The following is a 16,116-nucleotide window of genomic DNA, read 5'->3' as shown; positions in this document are numbered from 1 at the left end:
TTTGCTTGCAAAGTTTGGCCGCGATGCCCATTTCCAAGCCGGCTTCCGCTCCTCGCGCCCAGCATTTTGCGGGTCTTTATCCCTCACGGAAACGTTACGCATTTGTAATGTGCGAGTCGGCCGGGCAATCCTTGAAAAGCCACATTTAAATCCTCAAATCAGGGTGAGCGGCACTCAAACGATGCCGTCGTCTGGTGATTGGCCTGTCCCCCGCCCGCACCAGATGTGGACAAAGGCCTCATCCCCCTCTCCGGGCCTTTGTCCCGCTTTCACGAAGCCGCTACGGCGCCGCCTCCGCGCCGTAGCGGTTTTTGTTTGCATGATGATCCAATCCCCTGCCAATCCATCGCCTGCATTGGAACTTGTCTTCATGCCGATTCGGGCCTACGCATGGGCCATGGCCTTCAATCGGATGGACTCGGCGACCTATCTGGCCAGCCTGCTGGCAAGAAGCTTCTCGCGCGCCCTGCAGGAGCGGGCCCAGAAGCTCGGCTTCGCCCCCGGGCAATTTCCCGTGCTGCTTGAACTCTGGGGCGAGGACGGGCTGACCCAGAAACAGTTGCTCGACCGCCTCGACATCGAACAGGCGACGATGGCCAACACGCTCTCCCGCATGGAGCGCGACGGCCTCGTCGTGCGCCGCCAGCACCCGAACGACAAGCGCTCGCAGCAGATCTTCCTGACGGAACGGGCCCGGGACATGGAAGCGGCGGCCAAGGAGGCAGCGCAGGCGGCGGAGCAATCGCTGCTCTCAGGCTTCCGGCGCTTCGAGAAGGAGCTCATGCTCGAATATATGCGCATGGCGCTCGCCAATGCGGCACGCGGCGGCGAGCCTTCCTGATTGCCATACAGCGCAGTGCGTCTGTTCAGACGCACTTTATCGTTGCATCAAAAGATTTTGCTTAAAGCCGCCGGCTTTAGGCTCTAGTTTCGCCCGCGAAACCCACAAAGGATTCGCATGATGGCAGACATCACTCCCGTGCTCGAGCGCGCCGACGCAAACCTTCCCGCAAGCCTCGAGCGGCTTTTCGATCTCGTCCGCATCCAGTCCATTTCCACCGACCCGGCCTACAAGGCCGAGTGCCGCAAGGCGGCCGAATGGCTGGTGGCTGAACTCAAAGCCCTCGGCTTCGAAGCCTCGCTACGCGACACGCCCGGCCATCCGATGGTGGTTGCCCATCATGCCGCCGAAAAGGCCAGCGCGCCCCACTTGCTCTTTTACGGTCACTACGACGTGCAGCCGGTCGATCCCCTGAACCTCTGGGACGCGCTTCCGTTCGAACCGGCGATCAAGGAGCTCGAGCCTGGCCGGAAAGTGATCACCGGCCGCGGCACCTCCGACGACAAGGGGCAGCTGATGACTTTCGTCGAGGCGGTGCGGGCCTACAAGGAGACGCATGAGGCACTTCCCTGCCGCATCACCATTCTCTTCGAAGGCGAAGAGGAGTCCGGCTCGCCGTCGCTGAAGCCCTTCCTCGAAGCGAATGCCGCCGAGCTCAAGGCCGACTATGCGCTGATCTGCGACACCGGCATGTGGGACCACGAGACGCCGGCGATCTCGGCCGGCCTGCGCGGCCTCGTCGGCGAGGAAATCATCGTCACGGCGGCCGACCGCGACCTGCATTCCGGCCTTTTCGGCGGGGCGGCGGCAAATCCGATCCATATCCTCACCAGCATCCTGGCCGGGCTTCACGACGAGACCGGCCGGGTGAGGCTCGACAATTTCTACGATGGCGTCGAGGAGACGCCCACCGAGATCAAGGCAAGCTGGGAGACGCTCGGCCGGACCGCCGAGAAGTTCCTCGGCGATGTCGGGCTTTCGATACCCGCCGGCGAGAAGGGCCGCTCGGTGCTGGAACTGACCTGGGCGCGTCCCACCGCGGAGGTCAACGGCATCACCGGCGGCTATACCGGCGAAGGCTTCAAGACGGTGATCGCCGCACAGGCCTCCGCCAAGGTCTCCTTCCGCCTCGTCGGCGACCAGGACCCGGCGAAAATCCGCGACAGCTTCCGCGCCTATGTGCGCTCGAAGATCCCGGCCGACTGCTCGGTCGAGTTCCACGCCCATGGTGCTTCGCCGGCTATCCATCTGCCTTACGATTCGGCGCTTCTGACCACCGCCAAGGCGGCGCTCTCGGACGAATGGCCGAAACCGGCGATCGTCATCGGCATGGGCGGCTCGATCCCGATCGTCGGCGATTTCCAGAAGATGCTCGGCATGGAATCGCTGCTCGTCGGCTTCGGTCTTGCCGACGACCGTATTCACTCGCCCAACGAGAAATACGAGCTGACGTCCTTCCACAAGGGCATCCGTTCGTGGATCCGCATCCTGGACGCGCTTGCCGATTGAAATCGCTCGGGACCTACAGCGCCGTGCGTCTTTTCAGACGCACAAAGGTCGCTGTAGGCGTCGGCCGGGAAGATTGAAGCCTTTTCATGGCTCTAACGGTCATCGCTGCTTGACCTCACCGCTGCGGGATGCTTCCCTTTTTGAAAACGCACGGAATGGGAACGGGCCGTTGGCAAGGGCGAGTATCGAGGCATCGCGTCTCAGGCGCGATTCTTTCTGCAATGGCGGATATGGCCGCCCTGGCGCCCTCCATTCCCGGACAAGCCGCGGTCGATCCGTCTCGCTGGCGCCAGCATGAAACGGCTCAAGGCATATTTCTGGCCTGCCGTCGGGCTGGCGGCGATCGTCTTTTCGGTCCGTGCGCTGATCCATGAATTGCGCGGGCTGTCGCTGAACGAGTTCATCGCCAGTTTCCAGGCGATCTCGGTCGAGAGCTGGGTGCTTGCAATCGCCGCGACGCTCGTCGCCTATGCGGCGCTTGCCGCCTATGACAAGCTGGCGCTCGACCATCTCGGCCACCGCATTTCGATCTGGTTCATCACGCTTTGCTCGTTCACGACCTATGCGCTGTCGCACAATCTCGGTGCCTCGGTGTTTTCCGGCGCCGTGGTACGCTACCGCGCCTATCGCTCGAAAGGATTGACGCCCGGCGAGATCGGCATCCTCGTCGCCTTCTGCTCCTTCACCTTCACGCTCGGCACGCTGATGCTCTCGGCAATCGTCCTGCTTGCCAAGCCTGACATCATCGAGCGATTCGCCGAGGTGCTGCCGATCGAGATGTCACTGACGACGGGCGGCCTGCTCCTGACATTTATCTGCCTCTACATCCTCGGAAGTCGGGTGGGCCTTCGGCCGCTGCGCACCCGATGGTTCCAGCTTCATTACCCGCGGCCCTCGATCGTCGTGCGGCAATTGGTCATCGCCCCCGTCGAGCTTATCGGCGCCGCCGGCATCATCTATTTCGCGCTGCCCGAGGCGGGCAATCCCGGCTTTGTCGTCATTCTCGGCATCTTCCTCGCCTCCTTCTCGGCAGCGTTGCTGTCGCACGCCCCGGGCGGCCTCGGCGTGCTCGAACTCGTCTTCATCGCCGCGCTGCCGGAGATGGACCCGGCCGACGTGCTGGCGGCGCTGGCGATCTTCCGTCTGCTTTACCTGCTGATCCCGTTCGTCCTGGCGCTCGTCGTCATCTTCGTCTTCGAGCATTCGCGCTTCCTGGAACAGAGGGACGCGAAGGGATCGTAGGTGTAGAGCCGTCCCCCTCATCCGGCCTGCCGGCCACCTTCTCCCCGCACGCGGGGCGAAGGGACTATGCCGCACCGGCACCAGTCCCCTCTCCCCGTCTTTACGCTAGGGCATATACACAAGTGGTGCGACGGATTGACTCGGTTGTGAGGATCGGATTTCGCGGGAGCGGCGTGTATGATTCCTTTGGTGACGTTTTGATTTGCGGGAGCGTCACCGATGGAGATAGGCCAGGACTGGTCGCTGGGCGGATTTGGAGATCGTCGTCTCGATAAAGGGGGGCGGCGCTGCTCCAGGGCATGGTGCTGCGCGAAACGGTCTGCCTGCGCCGGCTTGCGGCGGGCAGCCATTCGCAGGAAATCCGCTTCGGCCGTTTTCTCGGCAACGATGCGGTGACGGTGGAGTGGATCATCGCCGGCTGGGGGGAGCCGACCGGGGCGGCGGTGGCCGGCCGACACGTGCTGGCGCTGCAGGACACCAGCGAGATCCGGTTTCAGACGACGCCGGACAACCGGCGCGATCTGGGCAAGATCAAGAAGGGCAATTGCTGGGGGCTGCTGCTGCATCCGATGCTGGCGCTCGATGCCGAGACCGGCAGCTGCCTGGGGCTGGTGGGCGGCCGGGTGTGGACGCGCGGGACGGAGGCGCTGCCGCCGCATGCCAGCCGGCCGTTGAGCGCCAAGGAATCGCGTCGCTGGGTCGAGACGGCCGAGGCCGCCAAGGCGGTTCTGGCGAGCGCCACGCGGGTCACCGCCATCACCGATCGGGAAGGGGACTTCTTCGTGATGTGGGCACGGCTGCCCGAGGAGCGCTTCCATCTGCTGTCGCGGGTGATGCACGATCATGCCCTCAGCGGCGGCGGCACGCTGCGCCGGGCCGCCGCCGAGGTGGCGTTTTGCGACAGCCGGACGGTGGAGCTGCGCGAGCGGGCCGACCGCCCGGCGCGCCAGGCGGACTTATCCTTGCGCTTCGGCGAGGCGACGATCCGGCGGCCGCAAAACCTCGAAGCGGCTGCCCTGCCGGACGGCGTGACGCTGCGCTGGGTCGAGGTCGTCGAGCCCTCCCCGCCCGCCGGCGTCGAGCCGCTCAGCTGGCTGATCCTGACGACGCATGCGGTGGCGACGTTCGCCGATGCCTGGCAGATCGTCGCCTGGTACAAGCAACGCTGGGTGATCGAGCAGTTCTTCCGGGTGATGAAGCAACAGGGCCTGAAGGTCGAGGATAGCCAGCTGCAGTCGGCGGCACGGCTGGAAAAGCTCGTCGCCATCGCCGCCAAGGCCGCCGTCATCGTCATGCAGCTCGTCCAGGCCCGCAGCGGTCAGGACCGGCAGTCGGCCAGCCTGGTCTTCACGCCAAGCGAGATCGACACGCTCACCGCCCTGCAGCAGCGCTTCAAGGGCAAGACCCGCCTTCAAGCCAATCCCCATCCAATGGGCTCGCTCGCCTGGGCCGCCTGGATCATCGCCAAGCTCGGCGGCTGGAACGGCTACGCATCCTCAAAACCGCCCGGACCGATCACCTTCTTCAATGGCTTGGCCTACTTCAGAGCCTGCGCCGACGGATGGGCGCTGCGCGATGTGTATATGCCTTAGCGTCTTTACGGGGAGAGGGTTAGGGTGAGGGGCAATCTATTGCCAAGCATCAAGGCGCGTTGCACTCTCCCGGAATCGCTTTGTCGATCGGTCCCTCCGCCTCTTCGAGGCGCGCCGTCTCGATCTGGTACGGTGTGAACGGCGGCACCTGCAGCGACGGGTTGATGATTCGCGCGACATAGCAGCCGGAAAAGAAGCGGACCCTGCCTTCCTGCTCGACGGACTTGATCGCCACCGGCACGGCCGAATAGATGCTGCCGGCCGCACCCTCGGTGGTCACCTCGCCGATCCGGACCTCGACCGATTCGGTTTTCGCGTAACCGTCGGCAAAGGCCTTGAACTCGCCGACCGGCTTCTTGTCGCCGAAATAGGCATAGGCCCGGGCATATTCCTTGCGATTGATGGCGTTATAGAGCGAGCGGACGAGTGCCGCGCCGTCGGAACGGTCGTCGAGGTAAGGGGCGGATTCCTGCGCCCGGCCCGCGACGCTCAACGCCGACAGGGCTGCCAGGATTATCGAGCCGATCCTCATTCGTCTCCCCCTTTCGAGCGGATGATCAAGGCCGACCCGAATCGCCGACCGGAGGTCGGTACGATTGGGCACGATGACGACGATTTTGCGTTGAAACGATGAAATCGGCTTGTGCATGTCGCCCAAAAGTGTGCAGCGGTTTTGGGATGACGACATGCACAAAACAAAGGCCTAAAGGGCGCCGCGTGAGCACGAGCGAGCGCGAGGCGCTTTAGCCCGGCGGCAGGCCCGCCTTGCGCCTTGCGACGACACGCTCGCGCCAGACGGTGAAGATCCCTGCCGCAACCACCAGCAGCGATCCCATGATCATGTTGGCCGTCAAGGTCTCGCCGAAGATCGTCACACCCATGATCGAGGCGAAGACGAGTTGCAGATAGGTGAGCGGCTGCACCGCGACGGCATCGAGCAGGTCATAGGCGCGAATGAGGAAATAATGGCTCAGGCTGCCGGTGACGCAGAGAAGGAGCATCCACACCCAGTCCGGCCCCGACAGCGTCACCCAGAAGAACGGGCCGACGAGACTGATCGCCGCGGCGCCGACGACGCCCGTATAGAAGAAGCTCGTCATCGCCGAATCTTCGCGGCTGACAAGCCGCGTCGCGATGGCATAGACCGCGAACATCAGGGCACCGGTGAGCGGCAGGAGAAAGTCGATCTCGAAGGTGCCCTCGCCCGGTTTCAGGATCAACAGCACGCCGACGAGACCGGCCGTGATCGCCGACCAGCGGCGCCAGCCGACGCGCTCGCCGAGCAGCGGCATCGACAGCAACGCGACGAAGATCGGCGTCGCTGCAAGGATCGCCTGCGAATGCGCAAGCCCGACGACGGTGAAGGCGGTGATGACGACGACGATCTGGGCCGGCAGCAGGACGCCGCGCAGCACCTGCAGCAGCGGCCTTTTCGTCACCGCGGTGGCGCTGAGCCCGGCCGGCGACCGCCAGGCCAGGGTGATGGCGAAGCCGGCGAAGGCCCAGTAGCGGATCATCGCCACGAAGACCGGCGGATAGTTGGCGCCGAGATGTTTGGAAAGCCCGTCCTGAATCGAGAAGATGACGATCGCCAGGAGCGCGAAGACGTAGCCGTTTGCCTTGGATGCCATGCGCCCGTCGATACACGCGTCCAGCGGCTGAGACCACGATTTTCTCGAGCTTTGTCTGCGGCCGCGCCGCAGCGGCACCGAGAAGCGGGTGCGTTGACAGAAAAAGACCCCGAGCCGGGAGGAGGTGGCGTCGGGGTCTTCAAACTTGGCCGGTTCCTGGGAGGAGGAGTGAAACCGACCCGCATCGGGCGCCGCGGGAGGAGGTGCAGCGCTTCGATGAGGATGATCATAAGTCATTCCGGCTGATTTAATATTGCCAATGTTGCATCGCAGCATTGCAGTGGATGCAAGGCGGGCGGATCATGACCTACCCGCGCCCGAGTCGTCATTCGAGCCTCTGCAATCCACACCGTCCGTGGCGAGGCGGGACGCGACTATGCCAAGGTTCTGAAGGCGCTGGGTTTTTCCCCGATCCCATTCTTAACTTCCCCTTAAATTGCCGTATTTAAAGTCGAGGGATCGGCATGAGCGGGACGGGAGACCGGGCCCGCACGACAATTGCGCCGCCGGTATCGCCTGAGAGCGATCATCAACCGGTCCGGCTTCAGGGGACAGATCCTTCCGGCATGGCGAGCAGAAAATCAGGACAGCGGATCGAGCCTTCCTTCGGCGGCGACCACGATGACGACGACGATCTGCGCGTCGAGGCGAGCGACCGCCTAGGCGGCGGCGGAGGCAAGGCCAAACGGGCGCGGCCGAGCGGCAAAGCCAAGCGCCAGACGCGCGGCCGGCGCAGCCGCGGCGGCGGGTCCGGCGGCTTCTTCGGGCCGGTGCGGCGGCTTGCCTATTGGTGCGTCGTGCTTGGCATCTGGGGGGCGATCGGCGTCGGCGGCCTGGTGCTTTACTATGGTGCGCGCATGCCGAGCGCCACGAGCTGGTCGATTCCCGAGCGCCCGCCGAACGTCAAGATCCTTGCCGTCAACGGCGACATCGTCGCCAATCGCGGCGCCACCGGCGGCGAGGCGCTGGCGCTCGAGGACATGTCTCCCTACATCCCGCAGGCCGTGATCGCCATCGAGGACCGCCGCTTCTACTCGCATTTCGGCGTCGACCCGCTGGGGCTGGCGCGCGCCATGCTGACCAACCTGACGACCGGCCGCATGGTCCAGGGCGGCTCGACGCTGACGCAGCAGCTTGCCAAGAACCTGTTCCTGTCGCCGGAGCGCACGCTCGAGCGAAAGGTGCAGGAAGTGCTGCTGGCCTTCTGGCTGGAGCAGAAATACACCAAGGACCAGATCCTGGCGATGTATCTCAACCGCGTCTTCTTCGGCTCCAACGCCTACGGTGTCGAAGCGGCGTCGCGGCGCTACTTCAACAAGTCGGCGCGCGACGTCAATCTCGGCGAGGCCGCGGTGCTCGCCGGGCTGCTGAAGGCGCCGTCGCGGCTGTCGCCGGCGCGCGATCCCGAAGCTGCCGAGGCGCGCGCCCAGGTGGTGCTCGGCACCATGCGCGAGGAAGGCTTCATCTCCGATGCCGAGATCAAGACGGCGATGTCGCAGACGCCGACCAGGGCCAAGAGCTTCTGGTCGGGCGCCGAGTATTATGTCGCCGACATGGTGATGGACCAGCTCCCCGGCATGATCGGCGAGATCAAGCAGGACCTGATCGTCGATACCACCATCGACCTGACGCTCGAGAAAAAGGCCGAAGAGGTGATCGCCGCGACGCTCGACAGCGACGGCGGCAAGCTCAACGCCTCGCAGGCGGCGCTCGTCTCGATCGACGGCACCGGCGCGATCCGGGCGCTGGTCGGCGGCCGGGACTATGCGGAGAGCCAGTTCGACCGCGCCTCGAAGGCGAAGCGCCAGCCGGGCTCCGCCTTCAAGCCCTTCGTCTATGCGGCAGCGCTCGAAATCGGCCGCACGCCGATGTCGGTGCGCAACGACGCGCCCGTCCGGATCGGCAACTGGACGCCGGAAAACTACGACCAGAAATATCGCGGCGAGGTGACGCTTGCCGATGCGCTGGCCAATTCGCTGAACACCATTGCCGCCCAGCTCGTCATGGAGGTCGGACCGCCGAACGTCGTCAAGCTGGCGCATCGCCTCGGGATCGATTCCGAGATGCAGGCGAACGCCTCGATCGCTCTCGGCACCTCCGAGGTGTCGCTCGTCGAGCTCACCTCCTCCTACGCGCCCTTCATGAATGGCGGCTTCAAGGCGACCCCACACGTCATCCGCCGCATTTCCACGGCCGATGGCACGGTGCTCTACGAGAACACCTATGACAACCCGCCGCGCGTGCTCGATCCGGCGATCGTCAGCGAGATGAACCAGATGATGGTGCGCGTGCTGACGGACGGCACCGGCAAGAAGGCGCGCCTGCCCGGCTGGGAGGCGGCCGGCAAGACCGGCACGACGCAATCCTTCCGTGACGCGCTGTTCGTCGGCTATACATCGAACCTGACGACCGGCGTCTGGTTCGGCAACGACGACGGCAAGTCGATGAAGAAGGTCACCGGCGGCGGGCTGCCGGCCAAGGCCTGGCACGATTTCATGGCGGCCGCGCATGAGGGGCTTTCGCCCTCGCCGCTTTTCGGCACGACCGGCGTCCAGCCGGTCTTCGACGAGGGGAGCCCCGTCGCCGGGGCCGAAGCTCTCCCCGACGGCTTCGGCGATCCCGCAGCCTTCCCCGAACGGCCGGCAGCCATGGACGGCGCTGTCGCCGTCGATCAGAGCCGCCCGGCAGGAGAGCCGACGGACGGCCCGGTGCCGCCGGCCGGCGTCGGCGAGACGACCGGCGCGACCCGCCGTACGACGCTTTTCGAACTGTTGACGGGCGGCTGAACAGGGCACATCCAGCGACGGATCGCCGGCGGCCGATCAACGGCGCAAGTATCGCGCGCGTGCGACAGCCGCAGACGGCTTGCATTTGGTCCCGCTCGCGCCGCAGAATGCCTTGCAGTCCGAAACGCCGGTCCTTATATACGCCGCATCGACGTAGCCTGCCGGCTGCGATCAAAATCCAAAGACCATCCCGTTAGGGGCTGTCCATGAATGCCTGACCGGGTTCCGACAGTCCGCTGCAAGGAGAGAACGACATGGCTAAAGTTATCGGTATTGACCTCGGAACGACCAACTCCTGCGTCTCCGTCATGGACGGCAAGGACGCGAAGGTGATCGAAAACGCCGAAGGGGCGCGCACCACTCCGTCGATGGTGGCCTTCTCCGACGACGGCGAACGTCTCGTCGGCCAGCCGGCCAAGCGCCAGGCCGTCACCAATCCGGAAAACACCCTTTTTGCGATCAAGCGCCTGATCGGCCGCACCTTCGAGGACCCGACGACCCAGAAGGACAAGGGGATGGTCCCCTACAAGATCGTCAAGGCCGACAATGGCGACGCCTGGGTCGAGGCGCACGGCAAGAGCTACTCCCCGTCGCAGATCTCCGCGATGATCCTTCAGAAGATGAAGGAAACTGCCGAGTCCTATCTCGGCGAGAAGGTCGAGAAGGCCGTCATTACCGTTCCGGCCTACTTCAACGACGCCCAGCGCCAGGCCACCAAGGACGCCGGCAAGATCGCCGGCCTCGACGTGCTGCGCATCATCAACGAGCCGACCGCTGCAGCACTTGCCTACGGCCTCGACAAGAAGGAAGGCAAGACGATCGCCGTCTACGACCTCGGCGGCGGCACCTTCGACATTTCCGTGCTCGAGATCGGCGACGGCGTCTTCGAGGTGAAGTCCACCAACGGCGACACCTTCCTCGGCGGTGAAGACTTCGACATGCGTCTCGTCGAGTACCTGGCCGCCGAGTTCAAGAAGGAACAGGGCATCGACCTCAAGAACGACAAGCTTGCGCTGCAGCGCCTCAAGGAAGCTGCCGAAAAGGCCAAGATCGAGCTGTCGTCCTCGCAGCAGACCGAGATCAACCTGCCGTTCATCACGGCCGACGCTTCCGGCCCGAAGCACCTGACGATGAAGCTGTCGCGCGCCAAGTTCGAAAGCCTCGTCGAGGACCTGATCCAGAAGACCATCGCGCCGTGCAAGGCAGCCCTCAAGGACGCCGGTGTCTCGGCGGCCGAGATCGACGAAGTCGTTCTCGTCGGCGGCATGACCCGCATGCCGAAGGTCCAGGAAACCGTGAAGCAGCTGTTCGGCAAGGAGCCGCACAAGGGCGTCAACCCGGATGAAGTGGTCGCCATGGGCGCCGCCATCCAGGCCGGCGTGCTCCAGGGCGACGTCAAGGACGTCCTGCTTCTCGACGTGACGCCGCTGTCGCTCGGCATCGAGACGCTCGGTGGCGTCTTCACCCGCCTGATCGAGCGCAACACGACGATCCCGACCAAGAAGAGCCAGGTCTTCTCGACGGCCGACGACAACCAGTCCGCCGTGACGATCCGTGTCTCCCAGGGCGAGCGCGAGATGGCGGCCGACAACAAGCTGCTCGGCCAGTTCGATCTCGTCGGCATCCCGCCGGCACCGCGGGGCATGCCGCAGATCGAGGTCACCTTCGACATCGACGCCAACGGCATCGTGCAGGTCTCGGCCAAGGACAAGGGCACCGGCAAGGAGCACCAGATCCGCATCCAGGCCTCCGGCGGGCTTTCCGACGCCGACATCGAGAAGATGGTCAAGGACGCCGAGGCCAATGCCGAGGCCGACAAGAAGCGGCGCGAATCGGTCGAAGCCAAGAACCAGGCCGAAAGCCTGATCCATTCTTCGGAGAAGTCGCTGAAGGAATATGGCGACAAGGTTTCGGAGACGGACCGCAAGGCGATCTCCGACGCGATCGCGGCGCTGAAGACCGCCGTCGAAGCGTCCGAGCCGGACGCCGAGGGCATCAAGGCCAAGTCCAACACGCTCATGGAGGTCTCCATGAAGCTCGGCCAGGCGATCTATGAAGCCCAGCAGGCCGAAGCGGCGCATGCCGATGCCGCCGCCGATGCCAAGCGCGACGGCGACGATGTCGTCGATGCCGACTATGAGGAAGTCAAGGACGAGGACGATCGCAAGCGGTCGGCGTAAGCACTCGTCGATGGATCCAGCGAAGCCCGGGACCGCTCCCGGGCTTTTCTGTTGTGCGGTCGCAGTGGCCCCGGTGCAGGCGCGCGGCGATCATTGCGAAGGATGACGCAAGGGAAAGTTGCGGCAAGTGGTGCTGGAAGGTCATTCTTCCGACAAAAAAGCACTCGGTCGCCTGTCTTGGCTATGGTATCGCGCTTCAAGGTTTACTAAATCCTGTGGCAAGATAAACGGGCAGGGTCGGATCGCGCTGGCAAGCCTTGTCAACTGGACAATCTTTGAAGCATGAAACGTGATCTTTACGAAACGCTTGGCGTAAAAAAAAACGCGGACGAGAAGGAGCTGAAAAGCGCCTTCCGTAAACTGGCGATGAAATATCACCCGGACCGCAATCCCGGGGACCAGGAAGCGGAAAAGTCCTTCAAGGAAATCAACGAGGCCTATGAGACGCTGAAGGACCCGCAAAAGCGGGCCGCCTACGATCGCTATGGCCACGCAGCCTTCGAGCAGGGCGGCATGGGCGCCGGCTTCGGCAATGGTTTTGCGGGCGGCAGCGCCGGCGGCTTCTCGGATATTTTCGAGGACATCTTCGGCGAGATGATGGGTGGGCGGCAGCGCCGCTCGTCGGGCGGCCGCGAACGCGGTGCGGACCTTCGCTACAACATGGAGATCACCCTCGAGGAGGCCTATTCCGGCAAGACGGCGCAGATCCGCGTGCCGACGTCGGTCACCTGCGACGTCTGCACCGGCTCGGGCGCAAAGCCGGGCACCAGCCCGAAGACCTGCGCCACCTGTCAGGGCTCCGGCCGCATCCGCGCCGCCCAGGGCTTCTTCTCGATCGAACGCACCTGCCCGACCTGCGGCGGCCGTGGCCAGACGATCACCGATCCCTGCACGAAATGCCATGGACAGGGCCGGGTCACCGAGGAGCGGACGCTCTCGGTCAACATTCCGACCGGCATCGAGGACGGGACGCGCATCCGCCTCTCCGGCGAGGGCGAAGCCGGCCTGCGCGGCGGTCCGGCCGGCGATCTCTATATCTTCCTGTCCGTCAAGCCACACGAGTTCTACCAGCGTGACGGGGCCGATCTCTACTGCAGCGTGCCAATCTCGATGACGACGGCGGCACTCGGCGGCAAGTTCGACGTCACCACGCTCGACGGCACGAAATCGCGCGTCACCGTGCCGGAAGGCACCCAGGCCGGCAAGCAGTTCCGCCTGAAGGGCAAGGGCATGCCGGTGCTGCGCTCCAACCAGACGGGCGACCTCTATATCCAGATCCAGATCGAGACGCCGCAGAAGCTCACCAAGCGGCAGCGCGAACTCTTGCAGGAGTTCGAACAAATCTCGTCCAAGGAGAACAACCCGCAATCGACGGGCTTCTTCTCCCGCATGAAGGATTTCTTCGATACGCTGAGCGAGTAATCTCTCTCAGATTTGCCCCTCTCCCCGGGTTTAACCCGAGGACTAACCCTCTCCCCGCATGCGGGGAGAGGGGATTTAAGCGTCCGCCGCGAGTCCCTTCGCCCCGCCTGCGGGGAGAAGGTGGCCTGCAGGCCGGATGAGCAACTGTGTTTTTTAGCTAAGCGTAGGCTGCCACGATTGGCCGTTGCGCAGCATGGCGCCGAGGATGGTGAGGATCTTGCGGGCGATGGCTATGAGTGCGACCTTCGGCTTCTTACCGGCAGCAAGCAGGCGCTGGTGGAATGCCTTGAGCAGCGGATTCGCGCGGCAGGCGGTCAGGGCCGCCATGTAGAGCACGCCGCGCACCTCGGCACGGCCGCCCCAGATGCTGCGCCGGCCGCGGAAGACGCCGGTGTCGTGGTCATAGGGCGCCAGACCGACAAGCGCGGCGATCTCGCGCCTTGATGCCTGGCCGAGCTCCGGGGCGAGCGCCAGCAGCGTGTGGCTGAGAACCGGCCCGGCACCCTTGAAGGACTGGATCAGCCGATCCTTTTCGGCCAGCCCGGCATCGCTGGCGACGAGCTCGGCCAGGCGCTTCTCCAGCAACAGGATGTTGGCCTCGATGCTGCGCAGGCGGCGGGTAAAAATGCGCCGGACCACCGGGTCGCGCACCTGATCGAGCTGGTTCTTGAGGCTGACCTTGTCGTCGCTGAGCTGCCGGCGGGCGCCGACCAGTTCGGCGAGCTGCTCGCGCAACGGATCGACGCGCATCTCCCGCGTCGGCATGTCGGCGGTGTAGCGGGCGATGACCGCCGCATCGAGGCGGTCGTTCTTGGCCAGCCTGCCGAGCGCACGAGCGAAGTGACGCAGCTTGTGCGGGTTGACGTTCCTGACCGGTAGGCCAGCCTTTTGCAACGCCTGTTTCGGGCCGCGCTCGTAGCCGCCGCTCGGCTCCAGCCCGACCGCCCGTACCTGGCGGCGCTTCAACCGCTTAACAAGCTCCGCCCAGCCGGCCGCGTCGTTATCGACGCGAAAGCTCTCGCCGGTTTGCAGCACGGCAACGTCCAGCCATCCCTTGGCAACATCGATTCCAACCACCAGACCGTCTTCGACCATCTTTCGTCCCATCCTTGCGGTTCGGGGGCCTTGCCCCTTGCAACTGTTCGGGTTCTAAAAGAAGGCGGTCGGGCCCCAGCTCATCCACGGGTTAGGCTCCTGAGGGGCGACGGGCTCTCGGCCGCCGTCACGGAGCGCAGGCGCGCCTGCGCTCCGTGACGGAAACACAATCGCTGATTCGCGACACACAAGGGGCATGTTCGAGGCGCCCGGATCGCCGGTTCCCCGTCCTGCTCATCTTATGCTACCGCTCCGGCCAATTGCCAAAGCCCAAAGGCAATGAGCGCCGCGCCTGCGGTACGCGACAGGAGCCGGCCCGCCGGCAGCAGCTTCTCGACCAGCACGAAGACAGCGATCGCGGCGATCCACAGCACATTCATGATACCGCCGACGAACAGGAGAGCCATCAGCGCCCAGCAGCAGCCGACGCAATAGAGACCATGGCGAAAACCGAGCCTGAGGGCGCCGCGCGGATCGCTTCGGAAGCCGCCGTGCCGCTGCAGGAAGACGATGGGCGCCTGGCACTGTGTCAGGCAGGCGTCCTTGAGCGGCGTCCACTGGTACAGCCCCGCCACGATCAGCACGATACCGCTGAAGACACGGTTGGCGCTCCCCAGCGACGGGGTCAGCAGCGCGCCTTCGATCAGCCATTGTCCGAGCGTGGCGGCGAGCGCGAAGCCGGTCCACGCCATGAGGTAGCCGCCGGTGAAGTAGCCGGCCGAAGCGAAGGGCTTGCCATCACGGAGGCTCTGCCGTCCGACACGGGCATAGAGAAGGATCATCGGCGACGCCGAAGGAAGCATCATGCCGACCATCATCACCACCCACATGGTCAGGGTGAAGGCGGCCTCGGCGGCACCCCAGGGACGCGGCGAAATTCCCAGTAACGAGTCGAGCGGGCCGATGCCCGTCCGGCCTCCCATGTCCATATCCATGTGCATGCCGGACTCCATGGGCATGGCTCCGGCGCTGCCCGCCTCGGGCATCGCCATCTCGGTCATGTCCATGCCGGCGGCCAGCCAGAGGATGTAGATCCAGGCGACCGCCGCGAGAGTAGCGATCGCCGCAGCGACGATTGCCCGGTCGCGGCGCAACAGGGATTCGAGCGTCGTGCCTGTCATGGCGTCAATGCACCACGCCGCGTTCGGTCATGTGGATCCTGGCGAAATGGGCATGCGAGTCCGCCAGCGAGAGCGGCAGGACACCGGTCGTGTCGGCCCAGCCGCGGCCCATTTCGCAGGTGTCGTATTCGAAGCCGTCCGGCAGATTGATCCGGGCGCGGTGCTCATGACCTGTCACCGGATTGACGATTGGCTCGCCGCGAGCCTCCATCCATCCCGGTACGCTTACGCGCGCCGTCCGCTTCTCGACATCGACCTCAAAGCCGATTGGCGCGAAGACCGGATCGTGGAACGTTTCGAAGGTCGTCGAGAAGACCTGGAAGAAGGTGGCACCGGGTTCGGTGTCCTGCCCGCTCATGATGCGCAGCAGGGCCTCGCGCTGCGCGTCCGAGGCGCGTTCGTCGACGATCGGCACGACTTCGCCCCTGCCCTCATGGATGGCGCCCGGCCAGGCGACGATCATCCCGCACCTCAGGCCGTCGAGGCGGATGTCGCCGTGATGGCCTTCCTCGATCTCGATCACCCCCACCGCGCTGCAATGCCCGTGCGTCGGCAAGGCATTGAACTGGCAGGGGCAGCCATAGGCGCAGTTGCAATGGATGAATTCGCGGCCCTTGATCGTCCACTTGACGTCCGTCATCGTCCCCTCCTACCGCATGCCTCCTTAAATCGACCAAGGAAAAGACATGCAGAAATT

Annotated in this window: 12 protein-coding genes; 7 read left to right on the top strand and 5 right to left on the bottom strand. The window is 64.7% G+C overall.

What is annotated here, in order from left to right:
• Positions 1–397 precede the first annotated feature (397 nt).
• From NGR_RS28685 to NGR_RS28670, 4 genes are all read left to right on the top strand, one after another.
• Positions 398–841, top strand: coding sequence for a MarR family winged helix-turn-helix transcriptional regulator (locus NGR_RS28685; RefSeq protein WP_164924694.1), 444 nt, complete (start codon positions 398–400; stop codon positions 839–841).
• Positions 842–958: 117 nt separating this feature from the next.
• On the top strand, positions 959–2,350 hold the full coding sequence (locus tag NGR_RS28680) for a M20/M25/M40 family metallo-hydrolase (RefSeq protein WP_012709982.1): 1,392 nt from the start codon (positions 959–961) through the stop codon (positions 2,348–2,350).
• A gap of 294 nt (positions 2,351–2,644) precedes the next feature.
• On the top strand, positions 2,645–3,592 hold the full coding sequence (locus NGR_RS28675; protein WP_012709981.1) for a lysylphosphatidylglycerol synthase transmembrane domain-containing protein: 948 nt from the start codon (positions 2,645–2,647) through the stop codon (positions 3,590–3,592).
• Between the two features lie 299 nt (positions 3,593–3,891).
• On the top strand, positions 3,892–5,184 hold the full coding sequence (locus NGR_RS28670) for an IS4 family transposase (RefSeq protein WP_164924553.1): 1,293 nt from the start codon (positions 3,892–3,894) through the stop codon (positions 5,182–5,184).
• Between the two features lie 49 nt (positions 5,185–5,233).
• Here NGR_RS28670 and NGR_RS28665 read toward each other — a convergent pair whose 3' ends face one another.
• Together NGR_RS28665 and NGR_RS28660 are read right to left on the bottom strand one after the other, a co-directional pair.
• Entirely contained in the window at positions 5,234–5,716 is a 483-nt protein-coding gene (locus NGR_RS28665; RefSeq protein ID WP_012709979.1) for a hypothetical protein, read from the bottom strand.
• 211 nt (positions 5,717–5,927) lie between these two features.
• A complete protein-coding gene (locus NGR_RS28660; RefSeq protein ID WP_164924552.1) occupies positions 5,928–6,815 on the bottom strand; it encodes a DMT family transporter in 888 nt (295 codons plus the stop codon).
• 566 nt (positions 6,816–7,381) lie between these two features.
• Between NGR_RS28660 and NGR_RS28655 the strand changes: the two genes are divergently transcribed.
• From NGR_RS28655 to dnaJ, 3 genes are all read left to right on the top strand, one after another.
• Entirely contained in the window at positions 7,382–9,601 is a 2,220-nt protein-coding gene (locus NGR_RS28655) for a transglycosylase domain-containing protein (RefSeq protein WP_164924551.1), read from the top strand.
• 254 nt (positions 9,602–9,855) lie between these two features.
• Entirely contained in the window at positions 9,856–11,781 is a 1,926-nt protein-coding gene (dnaK, locus tag NGR_RS28650) for a molecular chaperone DnaK (protein WP_012709976.1), read from the top strand.
• A gap of 282 nt (positions 11,782–12,063) precedes the next feature.
• Complete coding sequence (gene dnaJ, locus NGR_RS28645) at positions 12,064–13,203, top strand: molecular chaperone DnaJ (RefSeq protein ID WP_012709975.1); 1,140 nt, start codon at positions 12,064–12,066, stop codon at positions 13,201–13,203.
• Between the two features lie 153 nt (positions 13,204–13,356).
• Here the strand turns inward: dnaJ and NGR_RS28640 are convergent, their stop codons facing one another.
• The 3 genes from NGR_RS28640 to NGR_RS28630 form a co-directional block, all read right to left on the bottom strand.
• On the bottom strand, positions 13,357–14,298 hold the full coding sequence (locus NGR_RS28640) for an IS110 family transposase (RefSeq protein WP_012707869.1): 942 nt from the start codon (positions 14,296–14,298) through the stop codon (positions 13,357–13,359).
• 239 nt (positions 14,299–14,537) lie between these two features.
• A complete protein-coding gene (locus tag NGR_RS28635; RefSeq protein WP_012709974.1) occupies positions 14,538–15,419 on the bottom strand; it encodes a DUF2182 domain-containing protein in 882 nt (293 codons plus the stop codon).
• A gap of 4 nt (positions 15,420–15,423) precedes the next feature.
• Positions 15,424–16,059 carry a DUF1326 domain-containing protein gene (locus NGR_RS28630; protein WP_012709973.1) on the bottom strand — a complete coding sequence of 212 codons (636 nt, stop codon included), beginning with the start codon at positions 16,057–16,059 and terminating at the stop codon, positions 15,424–15,426.
• Between the last annotated feature and the right edge of the window lie 57 nt (positions 16,060–16,116).

Origin of the sequence: Sinorhizobium fredii NGR234 (genome assembly GCF_000018545.1) — a bacterium.
GTDB classification, from domain to species: domain Bacteria; phylum Pseudomonadota; class Alphaproteobacteria; order Rhizobiales; family Rhizobiaceae; genus Sinorhizobium; species Sinorhizobium fredii_A.
This window is presented reverse-complemented; position numbering and strand designations above follow the sequence as displayed.